The following is a 23,220-nucleotide window of genomic DNA, read 5'->3' as shown; positions in this document are numbered from 1 at the left end:
ATATTCGCATCAAATTTGAAAAAATCCTTGTTAGTAAATTATGCAACTTACTAAAGTAGAACCATATAAGCCGGTCAACCATATCCGTATCGTAACGGCTGCATCCCTGTTCGACGGGCACGATGCCTCCATCAACATCATGCGCCGCATCATTCAGGCGTCCGGGGCCGAGGTGATCCACCTGGGTCACAACCGCTCGGTGCAGGAGATCGTGGATTGCGCCGTGCAGGAAGATGCGCAGGCCATTGCCATTACCTCTTACCAGGGCGGGCATCTTGAGTATTTCAAATATATGTTTGACCTGCTTAACGAGCGCGGGTGCGGCCATATCCGCATTTTCGGCGGCGGCGGCGGCGTTATCCTTCCGACTGAGATCGAGGAACTGCACGAATATGGCATTTCCCGCATCTACTCTCCTGACGATGGCCGCGCCATGGGTTTGCAAGGTATGATCAACGACATGCTGGAGAAGTGTGACTTCCCGACAGGTAAGGACCTGAATGGCGAAGCAATGCACCTGCGTGACAAGGATCCGAAGGCCATTGCTCGCCTGATCTCCGCAGCGGAAAACTACCCGGAAGAAGCCCGCAGCATCCTGAACGAGGTAAGAGAGCAGGCGAAAGAAGTGAAAACGCCTGTGTTAGGTATAACTGGTACAGGCGGTGCCGGAAAGTCGTCGTTGGTAGATGAGTTGGTACGTCGTTTCCTGATAGACTTCCCTAAAAAGAAGATCGCCATTATTTCGGTAGACCCATCCAAACGCAAAACCGGTGGTGCCTTATTAGGTGACCGAATTCGTATGAACTCAATCTCTAACGAAAGAGTGTATATGCGCTCGTTGGCAACCCGCCAAAGCAACCTGGCCCTGAGCAAGTATGTGCAGGACGCCGTGGATATTGTGAAGGCTGCCGATTTCGACATGATCATCCTGGAAACCTCAGGTATAGGCCAGTCTGACACGGAGATTATTGAGCACTCGGATATGAGCTTGTATGTGATGACGCCCGAGTACGGCGCCGCCACGCAGCTTGAAAAGATCGATATGCTCGACTTTGCCGACGTAATTGCCCTCAACAAATTTGATAAGCGCGGTGCCCTCGACGCCCTGCGTGACGTGAAAAAACAATACAAGCGTAACCACCAGCTCTGGGACGTGAACGACGACGAGATACCGGTTTTCGGTACCATCGCTTCGCAGTTCAACGATCCAGGCATGAACCAGCTCTACCGTGCCGTGATGGCCAAGCTGTCGGAGAAAACAGGTATAGAATTCGACTCTAACCTGCAGACTTCAAAGGAAATGTCAGAGAAGGTATTTATCATCCCTCCTGCCCGCACCCGCTACCTGTCCGAGATATCCGAAACCATCCGTAACTACGATAAGTGGACGAAGGACCAGGCGGAAGTTGCCCAGAAACTCTATGGCATCAAGAAGTCGATTGAGGCGGTGCAAGGTATAGAGGTAGAGGACAAGGACCGTCTGGTAAAACAACTCGAGCAGGCTTATGCCGAGGTGGAACTGAGCCTGGACGGGCAGAATAAGAAGATTTTGGAGAACTGGAAAGAGAAGGTTCAGGCCTACAAGAATGAGTTCTATATCTTTAAGGTACGCGACAAAGAACTGAAGATCAAAACACATACGGAGTCTCTATCGCACCTGCAAATACCGAAGGTTTCTACGCCGCGCTACGAGGCGTGGGGTGATCTGCTGAAGTGGAACCTGCAGGAGAACGTGCCGGGTGAGTTCCCTTACACAGCGGGTGTGTTCCCGTTCAAGCGCGAAGGCGAAGACCCAACCCGTATGTTTGCCGGTGAAGGCGGACCGGAGCGTACGAACCGTCGCTTCCATTACGTAAGTTTAGGCATGCCAGCCAAGCGCCTGTCTACGGCCTTTGACTCGGTAACCCTTTACGGCGAAGACCCGGATTTCAGACCGGACATTTACGGTAAGATCGGTAACTCCGGCGTGAGCATTTGCTGCCTGGACGATGCCAAAAAGCTTTACTCCGGCTTTAATCTGGCCGACCCGATGACTTCAGTTTCCATGACCATCAACGGTCCTGCTGCGATCCTGACTGGCTTCTTTATGAATGCCGCCATCGACCAGCAGTGCGAGCTTTATATTAAAGAGAATGGACTGGAAGAGGAGATCAACCAGAAGATTGACGCTATTTATAAAGAGAAAGGTATAGCACGTCCGCAATACCAGGGCGAATTGCCGAAAGGCAACGACGGCCTAGGCTTGATGCTACTCGGCGTGACCGGTGACCAGGTGTTGCCGGCGGAGGTATACGAGCCGATCAAAACCCGCACATTGGCTGCAGTGCGCGGTACCGTGCAGGCCGACATCCTCAAAGAAGATCAGGCGCAGAATACCTGTATCTTCTCCACAGAGTTTTCGCTGCGTCTGATGGGTGATGTGCAAGCCTACTTCATCGACAAGAACGTGCGTAATTTCTATTCGGTGTCTATTTCGGGTTACCACATTGCCGAGGCAGGTGCCAACCCGATCTCGCAGCTGGCCTTCACTCTGGCCAATGGATTTACGTTTGTGGAGTATTACGTGAGCCGCGGCATGGACATCAATAAGTTTGCACCGAATTTAAGCTTCTTCTTCTCCAATGGCATCGATCCGGAGTATGCCGTGATCGGTCGTGTGGCCCGCAGAATTTGGGCAAAAGCGATGAAGCACAAGTATGGTGCAGATGCCCGTTCGCAGATGCTGAAGTACCACATCCAGACGTCCGGCCGCTCACTGCACGCGCAGGAGATCGACTTCAACGACATCCGCACCACGCTGCAGGCACTCTATGCCATTTACGACAACTGTAACTCGCTGCACACCAACGCTTACGATGAGGCCATCACGACCCCAACCGAGGCATCTGTACGTCGCGCCATGGCGATTCAGCTGATCATCAACCGTGAGCTGGGTCTTGCCAAAAACGAGAATCCGCTGCAGGGCTCCTTCATTATTGAGGAATTGACCGATCTGGTGGAAGAAGCTGTACTGACTGAGTTCGACCGCATCACAGAACGCGGTGGCGTATTGGGTGCTATGGAAACTATGTACCAGCGCGGCAAGATTCAGGAAGAAAGTCTCTACTATGAGACGCTGAAGCACACCGGCGAGTATCCGATCATTGGGGTGAACACTTTCCTTTCTTCAACCGGCTCCCCTACTGTGTTGCCGACAGAGGTTATCCGTGCCACGGAAGAAGAGAAGCAGTACCAGATCTCAATGCTGCAAGGACTTCATGAGCGCAATGCCGATCAATCACAGGAAATGCTGAAGCGCATACAGCAGGTGGCGATCAACAACGGGAACATTTTTGAGGAAATGATGGAAACCGTGAAATTCTGCTCACTGGGCCAGATCACCAATGCCCTGTTTGAGGTAGGCGGACAGTACCGTCGCAATATGTAAGCATAAGTAAAATACGCCGGAACCATCCAGCGTTATTAAAAGCAAAGGCCGGGCAAATGTCCGGCCTTTGCTTTTATACCACTTGACAATCAATTACTTCACAACATAATCAGGTATAGCAAGGTATAAGGCAACATAAAATGATGGAGTTTATGAAGACTAAGAAGAAAGACGATTTTCCCTTTATGCTGATTGGCTCTGCTCTGGTGTTCCTGGGTTTAGCAGCCTACGTATACCTGAGCACCAAAATCGATGAAGAAGAAATAGATTTTGACCTGTGGGATGAAGATATCAGCGACTATGCCTGATGGGACGCAGGTATAAATCATTACAGAAACACAAAAGCCAGTTCGCTATACCTTGGCAGGAAGCGAACTGGCTTTTGCTGTTTTTAGAAGTTAAAACCAGACAGCAAAATTGCCGGATGCCTCCAGTAGGAAAGTCACTTTCTTAGTTTCCATATCAGTTTAGAACATAGTTATTACTGATTTGACTGGGTGCAGCCTTTTTTGGAAAATACAGCTCTTGGAAGCTCTTATTTCTACCCTGCTCCACACGTCTGAAAATTTTATCAGGAGTAATCTGCCCCAGCGATTCGAATCCGCAGGCCTCCATCACTTCAATGGTGGATTTGATCGTATTGCCATGGAAATTGGCCACACGAACGCGCTTATCAGCCACATGAAGCCCTTTGTATAGGTTCTGATCCTGGGTGGCTATACCTACCGGGCAACGTCCCGAGTCACACTGCAATGCCTGAATGCAGCCGAGGGCGAACATCATGCCCCGCGCACTGTAGCAGATATCGGCTCCCAGCGAGATCGCCTTGATAATATCTACCCCTGTGATAATCTTACCTGCGGCAATCAACTTGATCTCGTCACGCAGCCCATACTTTTGCAGCATGTTCTGCACGAAGGCAAGCGAGTCGTAAAGCGGCATACCCAGGCTGTCGGTAAACTCGAGCGGCGCCGCGCCGGTACCTCCCTCTGCCCCATCAATCGTGATAAAGTCAGGAAAGATCTGATTGTGTTTCATCTCCTGACAAAGGCGCTCAAACTCCTGCTTATTGCCAATACAAAGTTTTATACCTATTGGCTTTCCTTCTGACAGCACACGCAGTTTGTCGATGAAGAGCAGCAAGGTGAACTGATCGCTGAAGGCGGAGTGCGCAGGCGGCGAAGCTACCGTGGTATAAGGCTCGACTTTGCGTATGGCCGCAATCTCCGGAGTGTTTTTGGCAGCCGGCAATATACCTCCGTGCCCCGGCTTGGCCCCCTGCGAGAGCTTAATCTCCACCATTTTGATGTTCGGGTGCGCTACCTGCTGCTGAAACAGATTTTCAGAGAAATGGCCATCTTTGTCGCGGCAACCAAAATACCCAGTACCAACCTGCCAGATCAGGTCGCCCCCGCCTGCTATATGAAACGGACTGACGCCCCCCTCACCCGTGTTGTGCGCAAAACCACCCAACTTTGCTCCTGCGCTCAGGGCTGTCACGGCAGTTTTGCTCAGCGAGCCATAGCTCATGGCCGAGATGTTGTAGATGCTGGCACTGTAAGGTTGCCGGCAACGGCTGCTGCCCACCGTCACCCGCAGGTCCTTCTGCTGCACATGCACCGGGAACATGGTATGGGCGATCCACTCAAAACCCGGCTCCTGGCTGTTGGCCTGCATCCCGAAAGGCACCGTTTCGCGCACGTTCTTGGCACGCTGGTACACTATGGAGCGCTGTCGCCGGCTAAAAGGCTTGCCATCGAGGTCGGACTCAAAGAAGTACTGCCGCAGCTCCGGGCGAATGCTCTCAAAGAAATAGCGCAGATAGCCTACCAGCGGGTAGTTGCGGAGAATGGAATGCTTGTCTTGCCGGATGTTGCGCAGGTATAGCAGGTGCAGGGGCACGATAAGCGCCAGCAGCCACAGGTAGGGTCGCTCAAACACCGAGAAGAACATGGTAATCAAATAAGCTGCAAAAAAGGCATAGCCCATAGACTGCCTCACACTGACCTTACTTGCCATAATGAATTATCAATGATAAGAAATATGTGAAATTAGAATTGTTACGCCATTATCGGAGTGGCCACCTAAACGATGAGCGCCAGGGCAAACAGCCCCGGCCTACTTGTTGAAGGCTTTGGGAGAGGTAAAGAAATGCAGGCAATACCCATTCAGCTGATCACAAAGTGCCAGGTGGTGGGACGCCGAAATCAGCCCTGCAAAGGGAGATGCCAGCAACAATGATTTAGTATGACCAAATGGTCTCATGCCGTTAGATTTGACAATGCAAAGGTATGCGAAAGAATTTGACAAAACCCAATATTAAGAGCTATAATAATTCTGACGCAGCCTCCGGAAACAGCGGTTCTACTACCTGAAAATTACTGCAGAGAGTCCCTCTATACCTGATCAGGAAACAATGGTCAGCCAGTATGACTTTTGACATAACCTTCACCGTTATATAGCGTTTTATAAAGCAAGTTTAACCCTTCAGGCTACCACATCATGATGCGCATAACTACTATTTCATCTTTACTTCTACTCGGCACTACATTCGGCTATCTTGTAAAGGGATGGCTGACGCCCCATGAGCTCGAAATTGACCTCAAAGAAGAGGATATCCACTTGTATCTTTAAACCTGCGACTGTTTACCTATTAGCAGAAAGGCGGACCAGGCAGTCTGCTTTTTTCTTTTAAACCAAGCCGCATTTAGGTTAATCCCCCCCGAAGCCGTACTTTTATACGATCAATCAATATATAATCCACTACATGACACTACAGGAAAAAATAAGCTATATTATTGGCCGCGATATGGCTGCCAACCTGAAGAAGCAAGGTATAGAAATTGAGGCCGAATCTTTTGTTAAAGGTCTGAAAGAAGTGATTGCAGGACAGCCCTCTTCGCTGTCGCAGCAAGACGTGCAGGAAGCCATGATGGCGTTGCAGCAGGAAATGCAGCAAAAGCAAGGTGCCAAGGGTTCCGAAAACCAGCAGGCTGGCGAGGCGTTCCTGGCAGAGAACAAAAACAAGGATGGCGTAAAGACATTGCCTAGCGGCCTACAATACCAGGTGCTGCAGGAAGGATCAGGCAAGTCACCTTCTGCTTCCGATAAAGTAACGACACACTATCACGGCACTTTGATTGACGGCACCGTGTTCGACTCAAGCTATGAGCGCGGCCAGCCAGCCACTTTCCCGGTGAACGGCGTAATAGCTGGCTGGACAGAGGCATTGCAGTTGATGAAAGAAGGTGCTAAGTGGAGACTCTTTATACCTGCCAACCTGGCCTATGGTTCACAGGGTGCCGGCGATGCGATCGGTCCAAACTCCGCCCTCATTTTTGATGTGGAACTGATCTCGGTTCATTAAAATAAAAAAATCCGGTATGGGAGGCTCAGCCATTCCATACCGGATTTTTATACCTATACCTTCAGTTTAAGCTCCTGCGTTTTTAAGGTCGGTCAGGGTCATTTCCTGCAACCAGCGGCGGCTCTCCTCCTTGAAGAGGAAATGGTTGATGATCATAAAATTATCCCCATCCATCAGCTCATCCCCGTCAATCTCGCTCACCAGGCTGTTGTAGGCGAACACTGGCATGATCACGGCTATAAACACACTTTTGCGAACAGCCCGTAGCACCTCCGGGAATATGTATTTAAAAACCCATTGCTGATCATCTTTCTCGATGGAAACACGGTTTTGCAGATCAAGAATCCATTTCTGAGGCCTGTAAGTGAACACCATGTCCATGATGTGAGCATAACCCTGACGGAGCTCGACCGAACTCACTGTCCCCTCCCATTTTATATAAAGTGTTTCTTCCTCTTTATCGTATTTGAGCGATAACCTTTCGTGCAGGACATTCCTGTTACGATCACCTACCGAAAAATGCTTACCGAAAGCATGGGCGCCCATTAAATTATCTGTAAACATAAAATCTTTAGGTTATTGTCATCAAAAGATCAGACCTCCTACACCAATTAGGGCAATTTTCGCATTGCGCTACAGCAATTGATGTAATCGTTATAAACAAAGGTGTAATATTTATAACATAAAAACAATAAATAGTTAAATATTTTATTGGTATCATATTAAATTTAATTCTAACTGTCTTTCAGACAATCATCTAACTGCTATATTTGCTAGTGAAGCGATTTGTAGCTATACCTGTTGCAACAAGGCTATATAGAACAAAACAGGCCGGAAGCCGTTTTAAAGTCATTTAATGCATCCATCAAAAAAATCTATAGTTGTATGGCAAACCCCCAACACGAAGGCAAGAAATTCCTGGACAGTGTGCACCAGTTCTTCGACCACGCAGCCAGCTTTTCAAGGCTCGACCCAGGTATACTGGCACAGATCAAGACCTGTAACAGTGTCTACAAAGTATCTTTCCCCGTCGAAGTCGACGGGAGAGTTGAGGTATATGAAGGTATAAGAGTCCAGCATAGCCACCACAAGCTTCCTTCTAAAGGCGGAATCCGATTCAGCATGCAGGTTGACGAGGATGAAGTGAAGGCGCTCGCCACGCTTATGACGTTCAAGTGCGCGGTGGTTGATGTTCCATTTGGGGGAGCCAAAGGCGGCGTGAAGATAAATCCCAGAACCAGTTCTGTGAAAACCCTCGAGAAAGTGACAAGGCGCTATGCAGCTGAGTTGATCAAAAAAAACCTGATCGGACCCGGTATGGATGTACCAGCACCTGACTACGGAACAGGCAGCCGCGAAATGGCCTGGATCGCCGACACATACCAGGCACTCAAGTATGGCGAAACCAATGCCCTGGGTTGCGTAACGGGCAAACCAGTTGGTCAGGGCGGTATAAGAGGGCGTGCCGAAGCAACAGGTTTAGGTGTGTTCTATGGTATTAGAGAAGCCCTCGGAGATGCAGACCTGATGCGAAAGACAGGCATCAGCGGCAATACCATGGAAGGTAAAAGAATTATCGTACAGGGGCTGGGCAACGTCGGCTACAACGCCGCTTATTTCTGCCAGCAGGATGGTGCCATCATCATCGGTATAGCAGAGCGCGAAGGAGGTATATACAACTCCGACGGTATTGATGTGGAAGCTGCCTTTAAACATCGCAGCGAGACAGGTTCGATCCTGAACTTCAGCAACGCCAAAAACTTTGAGAATTCTCTGGAACTGCTCGAAGAAGATTGCGATATTTTGATCCCGGCAGCCCTGGAAAACCAGATCCATGCAGGCAATGCGGGCCGGATCAAAGCCAAAATCATAGCTGAGGGTGCCAATGGTCCTGTTACCCGGGATGCCGAAAAGGTATTGCTGAGTAATGACGTCATCATCATTCCGGACCTTTACATCAATGCGGGTGGTGTTACTGTATCTTACTTTGAGTGGCTCAAAAACCTATCGAATGTCCGGTTTGGGCGTATGGGAAAACGTGCCGAAGAAGCCAGCCACCGCCGGTTGGTAAATGCCATAGAAAGCTCCTCGGGCAAAAGCCTGACAACGCATGAGCGCAGCCTCCTGATACAGGGCGCAGACGAGATCAGTCTGGTGCGCTCTGGCCTGGAAGACACCATGATTAATGCCTACCATGAAATAAGGGGGGTGATGAACAGAAAGAACATTGAGGATATGCGTGCAGCCGCTTTCCTCACCGCGATCGAAAAGATAGGCGTGAGCTACGAAGCGCTGGGAATTTTTCCTTGATCAATTAGCTTGGAGAACAAAGACATGGAAGTCAGGATTTTGCAGCAAGAGCGAAACCCTGACTTCTTTGCGTATAGGCAAGCCAGTCATGGGCCTCCACGGCATCCGTGAAGTAGTTCAGCTGGATAAACCCATGGATAGGCAGCAGGCTAGGCGCGACATAGTTATTAACCAAGGCGTTGAAGTGCTCTTCTGAAAAAATAACAGCTGCAAAGATGTTCGTTTGAATACAGTCCAGCACCTGCGGACAGAACTCCCAGTTGAGCCACAGTTCCTGTTCCTGATCAAACGGGCCAATCAGGGAAATATCGACGCAGTAAAAACGAATTTCAGGATGGGCTTTCACGAACTGAAGCCCCTGCCAATACACGTTTTTAAACTGTTCTAAACTAGGCCTGTCTTTCCATTTAATTGAAAGCACCTCCGATTGACTGGAATAGGTGATATAGGCATAAGGGGTATCGCATACCACCATATAGCAAAGCGCTTGGTTTTTAATTTAATATCCGAAATTTAAAACATAATTTCTGATCCAACAAATCCGGATACTCTCAAAAAAAATAAAAACCGTGCAATTTTACCATCTTTTTAAATTGCACTCATTAAACAGTATTTTAAATTACCAGATATACCTCCCATAAAAATTAATGATATTATATAATATACTCTCTTTATGAACCGTATTATAGGATATCGCTGCTAGCTCTACAATTTAACTACTATATGAGAAATAACTCTTCGCTTGTCATGGCTGCTGTTGTGTTGGGCATCAGTTTGTTGCTGTGCATGCTACTTTTCGTCACGTTCTGGCATAAGCGTGCGACGCAGAACCAAACGATTACGGTGACAGGTTCGGCCAAACGAGAGATCACATCAGACTTTGGCATTCTGCGTGGAAACATTCAGGCGAGTGCGCCGTCTGCAGAGGCGGCCTACCAAAGCCTACAGCGCCAGCGCCCGTTGGTGGTCGCCTACCTTCAAAAGCAGGGGTTCAAAGAGGAGAACATCAGCCTGACCACGATCAACCTCAACCCGATTTACGAACTGAGCAGCCAAGGTTATCAGACCAATAACATCGCACGCTACCAAGCAAACCAGATGATTGAGGTGCGCTCCAACGATGTGAACAGAATCAGGGAGGTGTCATTGGCTATAACAGAACTGGTAAGCCAGGGCGTGGACTTTTCGGTTATGCCGCCGGAGTACTACTATTCGGGGTTGGCTGACTTAAAAATCGAGATCCAGGCAGACGCGGCCCGTGACGCCCTGAACAGGGCACAGAAAATTGCTGAAGCTACAGGAAGCGAATTAGGCCCTATTACCAATGCCCGCATGGGTGTGCTGCAGATTACGCCAGTGAATTCCAACATGGTGTCTGATTACGGAATAAATGACGTAAGTTCTATTGAAAAGGAAATCACCGCCGTGGTCAATGCTTCGTTCCGGCTCGATTGATCAACCGATCTTCAAAAACACTAGAGGCGACTTCCGTACAGAAACCGCCTCTTGTGTTTTCAAGGTATAAGTTGGATTTTAAGTACCGGCCTGATGCAGCCATTTGTCATAGATTTTCTGCTGCACTGCCGTAGGGTTTGGCACCTTCTCGAAACGGTATCGTACGTTATTATCCTGCATAATAGGCACCTCTAAACTTAATAAACGGCCATCGCGGCTCACGGTAACCGATAGTTTATCTCCTATGCTTCGGCCGCTGATGAAAGGCTTAATATCCCCTTCCACCCGGTAGCCGTCTATGGCAATAAGTTCATCGTTTACGTTCAGGCCACCTTCCCAGGCACTGCTACCACGTGACACAACTTTGATCATCATTTTGCCGTTTTCCGAAGCGGTGGTTGCACCCCAGTTGATGTTTAGTACACCCTCATTCTGATCAACGAGGCGGAGGCCGGCTGCTTCGAAGTAACTGTTATAGTCAGGCGATTTGGTGCCGTTCACGTAGTCGTTGAAGAAACCGTCCAGCTTTTTGCCGGCAAAGCGTTCCAGCGCCTCTTTAAATTCCTGCTCCGTAAAGCCTCGATTCAACTTTTTGTAATAGCGATCATACATGTAGCGCATCACATCATCCAGGCTCTTTTCTCCTTTGGTTGCTTTCATGATCTCCATATTCAGCAATTGTCCCAGCACACCGCCTTTGGTATAGTAGGAAACCTCTGCGTTGTTGGAGTTCTCATTGCGGCGGTAATACTTGATCCAAGCATCGAAGCTGGACTCGCTCACGGTTTGCACCTGGTTGCCCGGCGTGTTCTCCACGGCACTTATGCTGCCCGCCACTACGTCCAGGTAGCGGCTTGGGCTCATCAAACCGGCCCGTTGGGTGATTAGGTCATCGTAATAACTTGTAATACCTTCCGATACCCAAAGCAGGCGGGTGTAGTTTTCTTTATCGTAATCGAACGGACCAAGTGGGGCAGGTCGCAGCCGCTTCACGTTCCATAGGTGAAAGTACTCATGCGCTACCAATCCCATAAAACCGGTATAGCCCTGCTCCGAGCTATAGTTCCAGCGGCTGGTCTGCAACGTGGTGGAGTTCAGGTGCTCCAGTCCTCCGCCGCCTTTGTGCAGGTTGTGCACAATGAACACATAGCGATCAACGGGTAACTCCCCCATCAGGCTGATGCATTCCTCGGTTACCTTCTTCATATCGGCTAGCAATTGTTCAGGCTGGTAATTGGCTTCACCGTACATGGCTACCTCATGCGGTACGCCTCCAGCCTCAAAGGTCAGCACTTCCTGGTTGCCGATTTCCAGCGGGGAGTCTGCCAGAATATCGTAGTTGGCGAAGGTATAGGTATAGCCCCCGGTGTTTTTTAGGCCGGTAGAAACTTTCTTCCACTCCTTGAAAGGCTGCACCACCAGCGAACCGCTTTCTTTTTGATAGCCCTCCGGGTACATAAACACACTGGTGCCGTTCACATAGCCATGCGATGCATCCAGAAAGCTGGTGCGCACGCTCATCTCAAATGCGTATACCTTGTACTTCACCCGCACAGCGTCCGCTTTGTTACTGTACACACGCCAGGTGTTTTTATTGATTTTCTCGGAGCGTAAGGCTTTGCCTGATTTGTCGGTAGCAGCGAAGCCTTCCACGTTTTTGGCAAATTCACGCACCAGGTAAGAACCCGGGGCCCAGACAGGCATTTTGTAGTCGATGTAGTTCTTGCGGGCGCCAGAAAGTTCTACTTCTACCTCAAAATAGTGTGTATGAGGTGCAGGCATGGCCAGCGTATACCTTAGGTCGGCTGCCAGAGTTGCGAAGGTATTCCAGAAAAAGAAACAGAGTGTGAGAAAGAGTAAGGGTTTGATTTGCCTTGGTTGAAGCATGCGATTATTTAGAATTTAGTTAAAGCAAAGGCATTTTACAACAAAAACCGTGCTTTTCAAAATCCCACCGCTGTTCGTGGCTTCCCACCTGCGACGCTCAGACGTAATTTGGATGTTTGCCCTCTAACCAGGAAGCTGCTTCCTCCAACTGGTAGAACGTATTGATGATAATAAAGGAATTGTAACTCTTCAGCCCCAATAGCCCGGACTCATCCACCATGTTGGCATAACAACGCTCATCCATCACTACCGCCACATAGTTTTTCATACCCAAGTGAATCATAATCTGTGGAAAAAGCTGCACCTGCACCCAGGTTTCATCTGCCTCACTCAACTTGCCTATTTCCCTCAGGTCCAGTAGCCACTTTTTGATTTGGTGTTCCCTGGCATATTGTAACGCTTTCGTTAACCCCGCTCTGAACTCCTCCGAATGCAGTGATTTTTTACAGCGGAGCAGTAACTGCTCTTCTGAATGCTGTACCATAAACGATTCGGATTTGTAGATTTCCATTCTGGAATACATGCTAATTGAATTACATAAATATACATAATATTATAATATATAACACTATTATACCAAAATAATTTCCAATTAAGTTAATTATCGACAGATAGTTTTAATTCTCTGATGAAGCGTTTGAAATTCTATGCAAAAGGCCCATAATTCGAAGCCAAAGTTTTTTCTGTTACGACATCCTCACTGCATTGTGGTGGTCAAAGCCAATCTTGGCACGATATTCTCATACTTGGTGTTATAACTCAAACCCTACAAGCTATGAAAAAGATATTTCTGCTGGTGGCAGCCCCACTCCTTTTATTGTTTCTACTGATTACCTTAAAGCCGGATCATATGGCAGGCAGTTCGACAGAGCCAGCGCCGGTGCATTTTGCCATTCATCATCAGGAGCCTAAAACAGACGGTGGAAATCAAACCTTTTCTAAGGCCAAAAGATCAAGCCATACGGAAGATAAGGCATGGTATGCGGCCCCAAAAGGACTGCCCTCCGATGAACTGATAGACTATGCCGTTTCGCTGATTGGCACCCCCTATGTATATGGTGGCACCAGCAGCAACGGCTTTGATTGCTCAGGATTCACTTCGCACGTTTTTGAAGAATATGGGGTACCCATTACCCGATCTTCTTCTACCCAGTCGCAAGATGGTGTAGCGGTTGACCGGGAAGACGCCCGACCAGGTGATCTCGTGATTTTTACGGGTACGAACTTGAATGTACGCGAGCCGGGCCATGTGGGTATTGTTATTTCAGAGCCGGGCGATACGATTTCGTTCGTACACTCTTCCTCAAACGGTGGCGTTAAAATCAGCCAGGTGGAAGGCACTCGCTACAATGACCGCCTACTGGGCATTAGGCGAGTGTTGTAATCATCCAGCCAAGTTCAAACATATCCGACAGTATTTTACGTAAGACGCATTAGGTAGCCGGGCAGGTAACTTTATACCTGTTCGGTTCTGTTGCTTTTAAAAAGTAGACACATGATGCATCCTTACATTATCAATACCATCAATGCAACTGTCCTTGTGGTAGCGGGGTTGGCGGGTTATTTCCTGCTTCCCTCCAGGCCAGTCATCGCTTTGCTTGCGCCGGCTTTTGGTGTGCTGCTGCTGGCCTGCACCTATCATTTGCGCAGGCATAACCGCTTTGTTTTTCATACCGTAACGGCTCTCACGCTATTGGCTGGGTTCGCACTTATTCTGCGCATCAATCCGGACACTTTTGAGTGGGATAGCAAGCATATTCTGGTGCTGGTTATGGGGGCCAGTTGTTTTCTGGCGGTACTCGCGTATGTGGCGTCTTTCCTGCGGGAGCGGAGATTGGGCAATAACACGATTTACAAAGAAGATCTCTGATGAGGCAAAAAGAAAAAGCGCTTGATGTAACCCGTCAAGTTACATCAAGCGCTTTAGAATCCTTCAAATCTTAACAAGCGGCACCCTGTTTTGCAGCAGCACCATCATTCAAGACCAAAGGTAATATTTACTGCGCAAGCAGTAGATACTCACTGCTTACTAAGCCAGCTCACCGTTGTTAAGGTGAACACTATTACCAAGGCTTACTAAGACGACTGATGGATTAGACATAGCACCTCCTTTCTCTTTAGTCCGACATGAACCCCGAACCTTATGCCAGCACTTGAGTTGGCGTCCGGAACTGAGCTGTAGCACTCGCTACTTTACTGATATTATAAAGATAAATGAACGCAGATAAGTTCACAAGGTTTGGCACTTATTTTTAGCCTCTATTCTGCATAAATGTTAGGGTAGTGCATCCCGTTGCCATGTTTAGGCACGTTAATTGATATAAATCACTCATTATAAACCATTTGGAATCCTGAATCAATTGCACTTAATTTTATCACATACTGAGAAGGCGCAAAACCGAATATCTTCAGACTACTCATCACGTGAAAAAAATCGACCCTAAGTGGATTTCAGTTGAAAAATGAATTATTTTGTCTATATTTCGTTACTAATCTTACAAAACAACCAACGAATCATGAAAAAGCACCTCTTAACCCTAGTGGTACTCATGCTGTTCTCTTCTGTAGCCTGGGCCCAAAAGATGTCTCCGGTAGGCACCTGGACAAATGAAGAAGGCAAAGCCCGATTTGAGATCTACCAGTCAGGCGACAAAATGTACGGCAAGATTGTGCAGCTAAAGGAGCCCCTGCGTAACGGAAAACCTAAACTGGATGACAATAACCCTGATAAGAAGATGCGAAACCGTCCTTTGCAGGGTTTGGTGTTTATGAAGGATTTCAAATACGACGGCGACAACAAGTGGGACGATGGTACCATTTATGATCCGGAAAGTGGCAAGACATACTCATGCTATATGAAGATGACTGGCAAAGACAAGATGGAGGTGAAGGGCTATATTGGTATCTCACTGATCGGCAGAACTCAGAATTGGACGCGTGTAGACTAATCAGACATAGCTTCCAAAAAGGAAAGGTTGGCATCGCTGCCAACCTTTCCTTTTTTCAACCCTTTACATCCTATCAAACTGATTTACTGCGCAAAAGGTTTTTATAAATATAACAGAAGCAAAGGCTATACCTATTCAGATGTCAGGCAAGCTATACCTGTGCATCAACCAGTCGGACTTAAGTCAGTCAGAACTTAGCCAATTCCCCAGCTGAATAGACCAAGCATTTCCTGTTCTTAAAACACTTGCAACACCTTATATTCCTTATCCCGAAACACGAAAGTGTCGCCTGATGTTTTTCCGGCCATGGCCTTGTAGAGCGGTGACATGCCGGATATAGCGTAGAACGAATCGCCGTCCACTTTGATTTCACCGAGGCTTACACCTATAAAGTAGTTCTGAAGTTCGGTCATCACAACTGCTCCGAGCGAAACGTCTTTGTTTTCCTTGGTTGCATTAACCCGTTTCAGCAGCCCCATGGTCGTGATGAGCTCATCCAGTTGCCTGGCGTACATGTCGCGTTGAATCTGACAGGCTTCTCTGAACGACTCGAATTTATCTTCGATGGCGCCATGGTGCTCGTTGGCACTTTCCTGCGCCTCATCCATCGCTTCTTTCGCCGCCTGAATCTGCACGTTCAGCATTTTAGTTGATTGCTGCAGTAGTTTTTTCTTTAGTTCAAGTTCTTGTGTCAACATAATGATGTAGGCATATAGTGTTTAGCTTCCAGCTTTAAAGCAGTGTTTTCGCATTTTTACACTTAACTGAAGTGCCCTCTGTTTGTTTAAAGGATGGTTGTCCAGAAGCCGTATAACGAATTTGACTCTTGAATGTTTAACCGGAACATTACAAAATTTTTCCTGATATCACGCAATTTATTCTGATTTAATGTAACTTAAGAGGCCATGCCAAGTTAATTTACATAATTCCATTTAGCCTGGTTATCACGATAAATATTTCTTCTAAATCGATCGGCGGATGAAACAGCGTATATTCCTCACTTTATGCTTTATGCTGTTGCTCTTCTGCAAGCAGGCATTGGCCACGCACATCGTTGGTGGTGAATTCGGCCTCGAGCACCGATCAGGCTATACCTACCGGATTACGCTGAATGTGTATTTTGATGATGTGAACGGTAACCCAGGAGCCATAGACCCCGAGGCCAGGATACGGATATTCGACAAACAGACGAACACCTCCAAAATCGACGAGATAAGTTTGCCGCTGCGGAGCAACACGTTTGTAAACTATACCGACATTGCCTGCACTGTAGGAGAATTACGCACCCGAAAACTGGTTTACTGGCTGGATGTCGTGCTGGCCCCGAATGTATTCAACAACCCGATGGGCTACTACATGGTTTGGGAACGCTGCTGTCGCAACCGTATCATCAACAACATTGTAAATCCTCAGAGTGCTGGTCAAACTTTTTACATGGAATTCCCGCCTGTTGTCCAGGGAAACACTCCGTTCGTAAATTCATCCCCTGTGCTTTTCCCTCCCCTCAGCGACTATGCCTGCGCCAACGAGCTTTTCTACTATGACTTTAGCGGAACAGACGTTGATGGGGACTCCCTTGTATATGACATGGTCACTCCGATCAATGGCTTCAGTACTGCTGACCCCTTCAACGCGGCGCCTACTCCAAGACCAGGCCCCTACCCTGAGATTGTGTGGCAGCCAGGGTATAGCCGCAGCAACCAGATACAAGGCTCTCCTCCCATTTCAATTGACCCACAGACAGGTAGGCTGACTGTGAAACCAGCCAGCAAGGGATTGTTTGTTTTTGGCGTGCGCGCACAGGAATTTCGGAAAGGCGTGAAAATAGGTGAAGTGCGGCGCGATTTCCAGCTACTCGTAAAAGACTGCCCCCGTAACGATAGTCCGAAGGTTTTGGCCCGTGCCGCAGGCCAGACAGGCTTTTATAAAAGTGGCGACGTGATACGCATCCGCCCAACGGATGCCCGCTGCCTTAACGTTGTGTTTACGGACCCGGACCCCAACTCCAGGATAACACTGTATGCCCGTCCCGTAAATTTCAGCGACAGCAACTATACCTTCAGCGGAACCACAACAGGCGTGATTAATACTGCTACTTCGGGTGATTCTCTCAAAGCTACCTTGTGTTTCAACGAGTGCTTCGACACAGAGGGGAAGGTATACAAGCTTAACCTGATCGTAAAGGACAATGGCTGTAGTTTACCGCGCCAGGACACGCTGCAGGTCAGTTTTATCATCGACCCTATACCCAACGAGCCTCCTTCTGTTAACCTCTCAAAACCTGACCGGGTGTTTACTGTCATGGAAGGCGATCTGATCGACTTTAATGTGCTCGGTTTCGATCCCGACAACGATGAGGTCACGATTTCAGCGACTGGCAAAAATTTCGACATCAATTCCGTCCCTATTCAGTTTCAGAGCCGTTCAGGTATAGGACAGGTGAGTTCGCCCTTTTCCTGGTTGATAGACTGCAATGCGTTGGGCATAACCTCCTACCTGATCGAGTTCACCGCCACGTCCAATTTCTGCGGCGAGCCAATAACCAGAACCGAACTGATAGAAGTGCGCACGGACTACCCGAACCGCGTGCCTGTTTTGACCACCAATAAAGAAACGCTTTTTTTTGAGGTTGACCTGAACGAGCCTTTCGAGGCTTTGTTCAATGGCACTGACCTGGATCTGCACAAGCTGAGCATGGCTGCCACCGGCCAGGGTTTCAGCCTGGCCTCATTAGGTATGACCTTTACTTCCACAGGCGGCAATGGCACGGCAGAGGGAAAATTCAATTGGGTGGCTAACTGCGACGCTTTCCGGCAAGGCGTTGTACGGGTGGACTTTGTGCTCAAAGAAGATGCCTGCGCCCCTTCTCCTGATCAAATACTGACAATGGAGTTTAAGGTGCGGGTGCCCGACTTCAAAACCTTCACGCCGCCCAACATCTTCACGCCCAACGGCGACGGGCTGAATGATTTCTTTGAAATACCGGGTCTGCCGGCCGATGTTTGCACCAGTACCTTCCAGCATATCAGGATTTACAACAGATGGGGCAAAGAAGTATTCGCCAGCAATGACAACACCTTTAGGTGGGACGGCAAGAACGTGAACGACGGGGTATATTTTTACGTGATAGACTTCGGCTCGGACAAATACAAAGGTTCTGTTACGCTGGTACGCTAGCACCCATCAGGCCATGAACAAAATCACCAGGTATAGGAAGAGCCAGAGCAAACCGATGAAGTGCCAGTAGGTACGCAGCATCGAGAGCTGAAGACGGCGGTACGGGTCACGAATAAAGATCAGGCTCCGAACCCCGTCATTGGCCATATGGGCCGTTTTGAACAGCAAAAAGGCCAGAAAGATCATACCGCCCAGCAAGTGCAGCAGATGCAAGGCCGAGATCAGGTATAAGTAACTGCCTGAAGCTTTGCCGGTGAAGTAGGCCCCCGAAGCAGCAATTTCGCGCCAGCCAAGCACCTGCGCCCCAATAAAAGCCACACCCAGCACAAAGGTAATGCTTAAGTATCGCGTCATTTTATGGAGTTTGTCCTTTTTGTAGATCCGGGGTACCTTGTTGATGGCATAGCTGCTGAAAAGCAAAAGCAAGGTACTGACACTGAAAAATTTGGGGATTGAGAACTGCTCATTTCCGAAACCGCCTGTGCGGGCAAAAGCCACCACCAGAATAAAGAAAAGGACTCCTATACCGATCATGCTTAGGTAGAGCAACATACGGATAGGGTGCATGCGCTCTATTTTGCCAAAGGCCGACCCCTGGCGTGAGTCTACTTTATTCTTTCTATCCTGATTCATGTCAAGCTTTCTTCAGGAGCCCCGCCTGCTTTCTATGTCGCGGACAACCTTTTTTAAATCAGATTGAGGGTAATTTTTCTATATCTGTATACCCTTTCGGCGGATTTATAGTTTTGCAAATGCGTCATAAATTGCCTCTCCATTCTGCTTAATTTCTTGTGCGCCATAATTATGAATCCGACACTACTGCTCCACTGCTTCCTAGGCTTCTTACAACACCTGTTATTTGCCAAAAAGGTGGCCATCGCTCTACCTTTCTACTCATTTTTGCGTTAGCAGGAGTATATCCTTTAGCGTGCCTCATCATGATCAAACGTTTACTGCCAGTCCTTCTTCTATTGCTTGCAACATGGGCTGCCCGGGCACAACAAAACCGCATACCTTATACCTCCAATAATACCATACTCATATCAATGGAGGGCGAAAAAGGGACCTATGACTTTTCGTCGGGGAAAATGCTGGTGCGCTACAACGAAAATACCAAAAAACTGGAATGCCTGCTCCCCCTCTCCAACCTGCTGCCGGCCAACGACTCCACTCCCATCGCCATGGTGCAGGAGGTGTTTTTCGCTTCCCGCTACCCCGATATTTATTTGGAGATTGAGGCACCGGTGGAGAAGATTAATGCGGGTACTCGCGCACGCCAGACAATCAACAGCCGTATATTCATAAACATACAAGGTATAAACAGGGAAATGGTCAGGCCGGTCACCTTCACACCGGACAGGAACATGATCACGTTCAGCAGCAGCTTTGAGATTAGGCTGCAGGACATGCGACTGATAGTGCCTGCCAGGTATACCACCATGCTCACAGGGCGCATCTTGTTTACCATACACAACGCCCGATGGGCTGACCTCCGATCCCGATAAACAGAACCTATAACATGCATCACCTGACGGCTGACTACAGCCTGCAATCCCATCATTCCGCAATCGGCCTCAGGTTGCGTACAGTTACGCTTGCCTGCTTGTTGCTGCTAGTGTCAGTACCCGTAAGCCTCGCGCAGAAAGTGGGCCTGGTACTGAGCGGGGGCGGCGCCAAAGGGATAGCCCATGTGGGTGTACTCAAGGCGCTAGAAGAAAACGACATCCCCATCGATTACATCGTGGGCACCTCCATGGGCGGTATTGTGGGGGCACTCTACGCAGCCGGCTACTCCCCTTCTGAAATCGAATACCTGGTCAGCACCGAGGCCTTCCAGGCCTGGGCCACCGGAAAGCCGGAGCAGAACTATACCTACAATTTCGCCTCACCCGAACCCAACCCCTCGCTACTAAAACTCCACATTTCCGTAGACACGGCCCTGCAGGCCAGGCTGACGTCTAACCTGGTCAACGATGCCTCGCTAAACTTTGCACTGGCACAGTTGCTGTCGCAGCCGGCCGCACGGGCCAATTATGACTTCGATAAGCTGATGGTACCCTACCGCTGCATCGCCGCCGATATATTTACGCAGCAACAAGTGATTTTACGGAGAGGCCAGCTGGCCGATGCGGTGCGGGCCACCTTGACAGTGCCATTGTTCTTCAAGCCGATCCGGATAGAGAATCGCCTGCTGTTTGACGGAGGTTTGTACAACAATTTTCCGGTGGATGTGGCCCGAAAGGATTTCAAGCCGGACATAATCATTGGTGTGAACGTCTCCTCAAAAATCTACAGTGAGTACCCTTATGGGAAGGACGATTTTGACCTCGCCCATACCCTGCTCTATGCCATGATGTCCAACTCTGACTCCACAGCGCTCAACGCCAAAGACATTTACCTGCAGCCGGATCTGGGCAGCCTCACCTCGCTCGATTTCAAAAATGTGGAAGAATTGTTTGCTGCCGGTTATGCGGAGGCCAGCGCCAAGATGGAGCAAATCAAACGGAAGATAGGGCGGAGAGTCAACCCGGCAGAACTTGCCAGCAAACGGGACCGGTTCAGGAGCGGTTTTGAGCCCCATACCTTCCGAAACATCAGGATACAAGGCGTGAAGGAGAACCAGAAAGCTTTCATTGAAAAGTTTTTCCGGGGCACGGAAGGCGCCGACAGCTATACCATGCAACAGGTCAAAACAGGCTATTACCGGTTAGCGGCCATCGAAAATTTCAGCAACCTGTACCCGACGATGCGATACGACCAGATTGCCCGGCACTACGACCTGCTGCTGGATGTCAAAAAGGATACCGGCCTGAAACTGGCCTTGGGTGGCGTGCTAGCTTCCCGACCAGTTGATAATATTTATGCAAGTCTGGCGTACAGCCTGTTGGGTAGCCAACTCTATACCTTTGCAGGAAGCTTCCAGACAGGACGTTTTTACCAGGCAGCCCAGCTAAGGACCCGGGTCGATGTGCCAGCCAGTACCCCCTACTATGTGGAGCCCTCGTTTACTTACAACAACTGGAACTTCCTGTCGACAAGTGGTTTTTTGCTGGAGCGCAACAAAATGCCTTTTATTGAGCAGTCAGACCGGAGCTATGCGCTCGACCTTGGCTTTACCAATACCTACAAAGGCAAACTGGTGATCAGCACGGCATTCACGCAGAATATAGACCGCTACAGCAACCGCCTCGACATCCTCAGCTCCGATACGCTGGACCGAACCGATCTGGAAGCTTTCACTGTGGCCGGCATATTCAGGAGAGGGAGCCTTAACCGAAAACAGTACGCTTCCTCAGGTCGCCTGTTCACGGCATCGGCACGCTTTGTGAGCGCCACCGAAAGCTACTCCCCGGGCTCTACCGCGACCAATCCCGAGAAAAAATCCACCGAGCATGAGTGGTTCTATGGACGGCTACTCTTCGAGGATTACTTTGGCGAGGGCAAGCATAAGTTTGGGTATCGGCTCGAGGGGGTTCTCTCTACCCAACCGTTTTTCAGCAATTACCGCTCTACCCTCACTTCTGCGCCGGCCTTTCATCCCCTCTCCGACAGCAAAACGCTCTTCCTGGACCGCTTTCGGGCGCATCAGTTCGTGGCGGGCGGATTGCAGTACGTATACCTACTCTCTCCAAGGCTGGAGTTCCGGACAGAGGGCTATGTGTTCCAGCCTTACAAACCGATCCTGCAGAACGATAACCAACGCGCCTACTATGGCGATACTTTCGGCGGAACGGGTCTGGCCGCCACAGCGGCTGTGGTATACCAGGGGATACTCGGGCCAGTAGCCCTGAACCTCAATTACTATAACGACGAGTCCAAAAACTGGGGCGTGCTGTTTCACCTGGGCTTTCTCTTGTTCCAGAACCGGGCGCTGGAATAAGTTTGTCCCTAATATTTAACGGTTTAGGCGTAGCAGCCTGCATTTTGTCTGAGGGAATAGCCTTGGCTTTTCAACTCACGCATTAATGTCTATATTTGACCAAACAAAATAATCTCACTGCATGAAAAATCTGTTTGTACTGCTGCTTGCAGCTGCCACACTATGTGGTTGTTCCCAAGCCACAACCGTTGCCGAAGACCAGGAAGTGACTGCAGGCGCTGCCGCTGATCATACCTATGGCACTGCCTTCACGGAAGAAAACGTGCTGTCTGCTTCCCAACTGCAGGAAGCGGTGGCCGGACAAGACTCTATACAGGCTACTGTGACAGCAGAGGTGGTACAGAGTTGCCAATCCAAGGGTTGCTGGATGGATGTGAAACTCCAGGACGGCAGCACCATGAAAGTGACCTTCCGCGACTATGGTTTCTTCCTGCCAGTAGAGGATTTGTCTGGTAGAAAGGTGGTTTTCACGGGTACAGCCAAGCATGAAGTGATTTCAGTGGATGACCAGCGCCATTTTGCCGAGGATGCCGGCAAAACGGCTGATGAGGTACAGGCCATTACGCAACCTAAAGAAGAGCTTCGTTTCGTAGCCGACGGCGTGATTTTGAAGTAACCTCCATTAACCCACGTTCCAGAAGGGCCGCTCTCTCAGAGCGGCCTTCTTTTTTATACCTGACAGCCAAAACGTTAACTAAGGCCTGGCTTGAAAATCCTATACCTGAGCTGATAATTCGGCCTAATCACCTATTATCCACTTGGCAGCATG

Annotated in this window: 19 protein-coding genes; 12 read left to right on the top strand and 7 right to left on the bottom strand. The window is 49.0% G+C overall.

Features of this window, described 5'->3' with window-relative positions; genetic code table 11:
- Positions 1-40: 40 nt before the first annotated feature.
- Together H9Q13_RS02080 and H9Q13_RS02075 are read left to right on the top strand one after the other, a co-directional pair.
- Positions 41-3,427 carry a methylmalonyl-CoA mutase family protein gene (locus H9Q13_RS02080; protein WP_191182092.1) on the top strand — a complete coding sequence of 1,129 codons (3,387 nt, stop codon included), beginning with the start codon at positions 41-43 and terminating at the stop codon, positions 3,425-3,427.
- Positions 3,428-3,579: 152 nt separating this feature from the next.
- A complete protein-coding gene (locus H9Q13_RS02075; RefSeq protein ID WP_191182091.1) occupies positions 3,580-3,735 on the top strand; it encodes a hypothetical protein in 156 nt (51 codons plus the stop codon).
- Positions 3,736-3,889: 154 nt separating this feature from the next.
- On the opposite strand, the gene H9Q13_RS02070 is transcribed toward H9Q13_RS02075, so the two are convergent.
- The gene (locus H9Q13_RS02070; RefSeq protein WP_224744013.1) at positions 3,890-5,446 is read right to left on the bottom strand and encodes an FMN-binding glutamate synthase family protein; all 1,557 of its coding nucleotides are present in this window, start codon (positions 5,444-5,446) and stop codon (positions 3,890-3,892) included.
- A gap of 748 nt (positions 5,447-6,194) precedes the next feature.
- Between H9Q13_RS02070 and H9Q13_RS02065 the strand changes: the two genes are divergently transcribed.
- Entirely contained in the window at positions 6,195-6,794 is a 600-nt protein-coding gene (locus H9Q13_RS02065) for an FKBP-type peptidyl-prolyl cis-trans isomerase (protein ID WP_191182090.1), read from the top strand.
- A gap of 66 nt (positions 6,795-6,860) precedes the next feature.
- Here H9Q13_RS02065 and H9Q13_RS02060 read toward each other — a convergent pair whose 3' ends face one another.
- Positions 6,861-7,358: a hypothetical protein gene (locus tag H9Q13_RS02060; RefSeq protein WP_191182089.1), complete on the bottom strand. Its 498-nt coding sequence runs from the start codon at positions 7,356-7,358 to the stop codon at positions 6,861-6,863.
- 321 nt (positions 7,359-7,679) lie between these two features.
- Here H9Q13_RS02060 and H9Q13_RS02055 point away from each other — a divergent pair, with 321 nt between their 5' ends.
- On the top strand, positions 7,680-9,104 hold the full coding sequence (locus H9Q13_RS02055; protein ID WP_191182088.1) for a Glu/Leu/Phe/Val family dehydrogenase: 1,425 nt from the start codon (positions 7,680-7,682) through the stop codon (positions 9,102-9,104).
- 31 nt (positions 9,105-9,135) lie between these two features.
- Here the strand turns inward: H9Q13_RS02055 and H9Q13_RS02050 are convergent, their stop codons facing one another.
- Entirely contained in the window at positions 9,136-9,579 is a 444-nt protein-coding gene (locus tag H9Q13_RS02050) for a hypothetical protein (RefSeq protein ID WP_191182087.1), read from the bottom strand.
- A gap of 248 nt (positions 9,580-9,827) precedes the next feature.
- Between H9Q13_RS02050 and H9Q13_RS02045 the strand changes: the two genes are divergently transcribed.
- The gene (locus H9Q13_RS02045; RefSeq protein WP_191182086.1) at positions 9,828-10,559 is read left to right on the top strand and encodes an SIMPL domain-containing protein; all 732 of its coding nucleotides are present in this window, start codon (positions 9,828-9,830) and stop codon (positions 10,557-10,559) included.
- 78 nt (positions 10,560-10,637) lie between these two features.
- On the opposite strand, the gene H9Q13_RS02040 is transcribed toward H9Q13_RS02045, so the two are convergent.
- Together H9Q13_RS02040 and H9Q13_RS02035 are read right to left on the bottom strand one after the other, a co-directional pair.
- Positions 10,638-12,446 carry a M61 family metallopeptidase gene (locus tag H9Q13_RS02040; protein ID WP_191182085.1) on the bottom strand — a complete coding sequence of 603 codons (1,809 nt, stop codon included), beginning with the start codon at positions 12,444-12,446 and terminating at the stop codon, positions 10,638-10,640.
- Between the two features lie 97 nt (positions 12,447-12,543).
- Entirely contained in the window at positions 12,544-12,957 is a 414-nt protein-coding gene (locus tag H9Q13_RS02035; RefSeq protein WP_191182084.1) for a hypothetical protein, read from the bottom strand.
- Between the two features lie 264 nt (positions 12,958-13,221).
- Between H9Q13_RS02035 and H9Q13_RS02030 the strand changes: the two genes are divergently transcribed.
- The 3 genes from H9Q13_RS02030 (at position 13,222) to H9Q13_RS02020 (ending at position 15,394) form a co-directional block, all read left to right on the top strand.
- A complete protein-coding gene (locus H9Q13_RS02030) occupies positions 13,222-13,830 on the top strand; it encodes a C40 family peptidase (RefSeq protein WP_191182083.1) in 609 nt (202 codons plus the stop codon).
- Positions 13,831-13,941: 111 nt separating this feature from the next.
- A complete protein-coding gene (locus H9Q13_RS02025; RefSeq protein ID WP_191182082.1) occupies positions 13,942-14,316 on the top strand; it encodes a hypothetical protein in 375 nt (124 codons plus the stop codon).
- Between the two features lie 646 nt (positions 14,317-14,962).
- Complete coding sequence (locus H9Q13_RS02020) at positions 14,963-15,394, top strand: DUF2147 domain-containing protein (RefSeq protein WP_224744012.1); 432 nt, start codon at positions 14,963-14,965, stop codon at positions 15,392-15,394.
- 236 nt (positions 15,395-15,630) lie between these two features.
- On the opposite strand, the gene H9Q13_RS02015 is transcribed toward H9Q13_RS02020, so the two are convergent.
- A complete protein-coding gene (locus H9Q13_RS02015) occupies positions 15,631-16,092 on the bottom strand; it encodes a hypothetical protein (protein WP_224744011.1) in 462 nt (153 codons plus the stop codon).
- Between the two features lie 280 nt (positions 16,093-16,372).
- On the opposite strand from H9Q13_RS02015, the gene H9Q13_RS02010 reads away from it, so the two are divergent.
- Positions 16,373-18,571 (top strand): gliding motility-associated C-terminal domain-containing protein, encoded by a 2,199-nt coding sequence (locus H9Q13_RS02010; protein WP_191182081.1) that lies wholly within the window; start codon positions 16,373-16,375, stop codon positions 18,569-18,571.
- Between the two features lie 6 nt (positions 18,572-18,577).
- Here H9Q13_RS02010 and H9Q13_RS02005 read toward each other — a convergent pair whose 3' ends face one another.
- Positions 18,578-19,204 (bottom strand): cytochrome c oxidase subunit 3, encoded by a 627-nt coding sequence (locus H9Q13_RS02005; protein ID WP_191182080.1) that lies wholly within the window; start codon positions 19,202-19,204, stop codon positions 18,578-18,580.
- Positions 19,205-19,509: 305 nt separating this feature from the next.
- Between H9Q13_RS02005 and H9Q13_RS02000 the strand changes: the two genes are divergently transcribed.
- From H9Q13_RS02000 to H9Q13_RS01990, 3 genes are all read left to right on the top strand, one after another.
- Positions 19,510-20,076, top strand: coding sequence for a hypothetical protein (locus H9Q13_RS02000; RefSeq protein WP_191182079.1), 567 nt, complete (start codon positions 19,510-19,512; stop codon positions 20,074-20,076).
- Between the two features lie 14 nt (positions 20,077-20,090).
- Positions 20,091-22,451, top strand: a complete 2,361-nt coding sequence (locus H9Q13_RS01995; protein WP_191182078.1) for a patatin-like phospholipase family protein — start codon at positions 20,091-20,093, stop codon at positions 22,449-22,451.
- 121 nt (positions 22,452-22,572) lie between these two features.
- On the top strand, positions 22,573-23,067 hold the full coding sequence (locus H9Q13_RS01990; RefSeq protein WP_191182077.1) for a DUF4920 domain-containing protein: 495 nt from the start codon (positions 22,573-22,575) through the stop codon (positions 23,065-23,067).
- Positions 23,068-23,220 lie beyond the last annotated feature (153 nt).

The sequence above is a fragment of the Pontibacter aquaedesilientis genome (genome assembly GCF_014773225.1).
Classification (GTDB): Bacteria; Bacteroidota; Bacteroidia; order Cytophagales; family Hymenobacteraceae; genus Pontibacter; species Pontibacter aquaedesilientis.
This window is presented reverse-complemented; position numbering and strand designations above follow the sequence as displayed.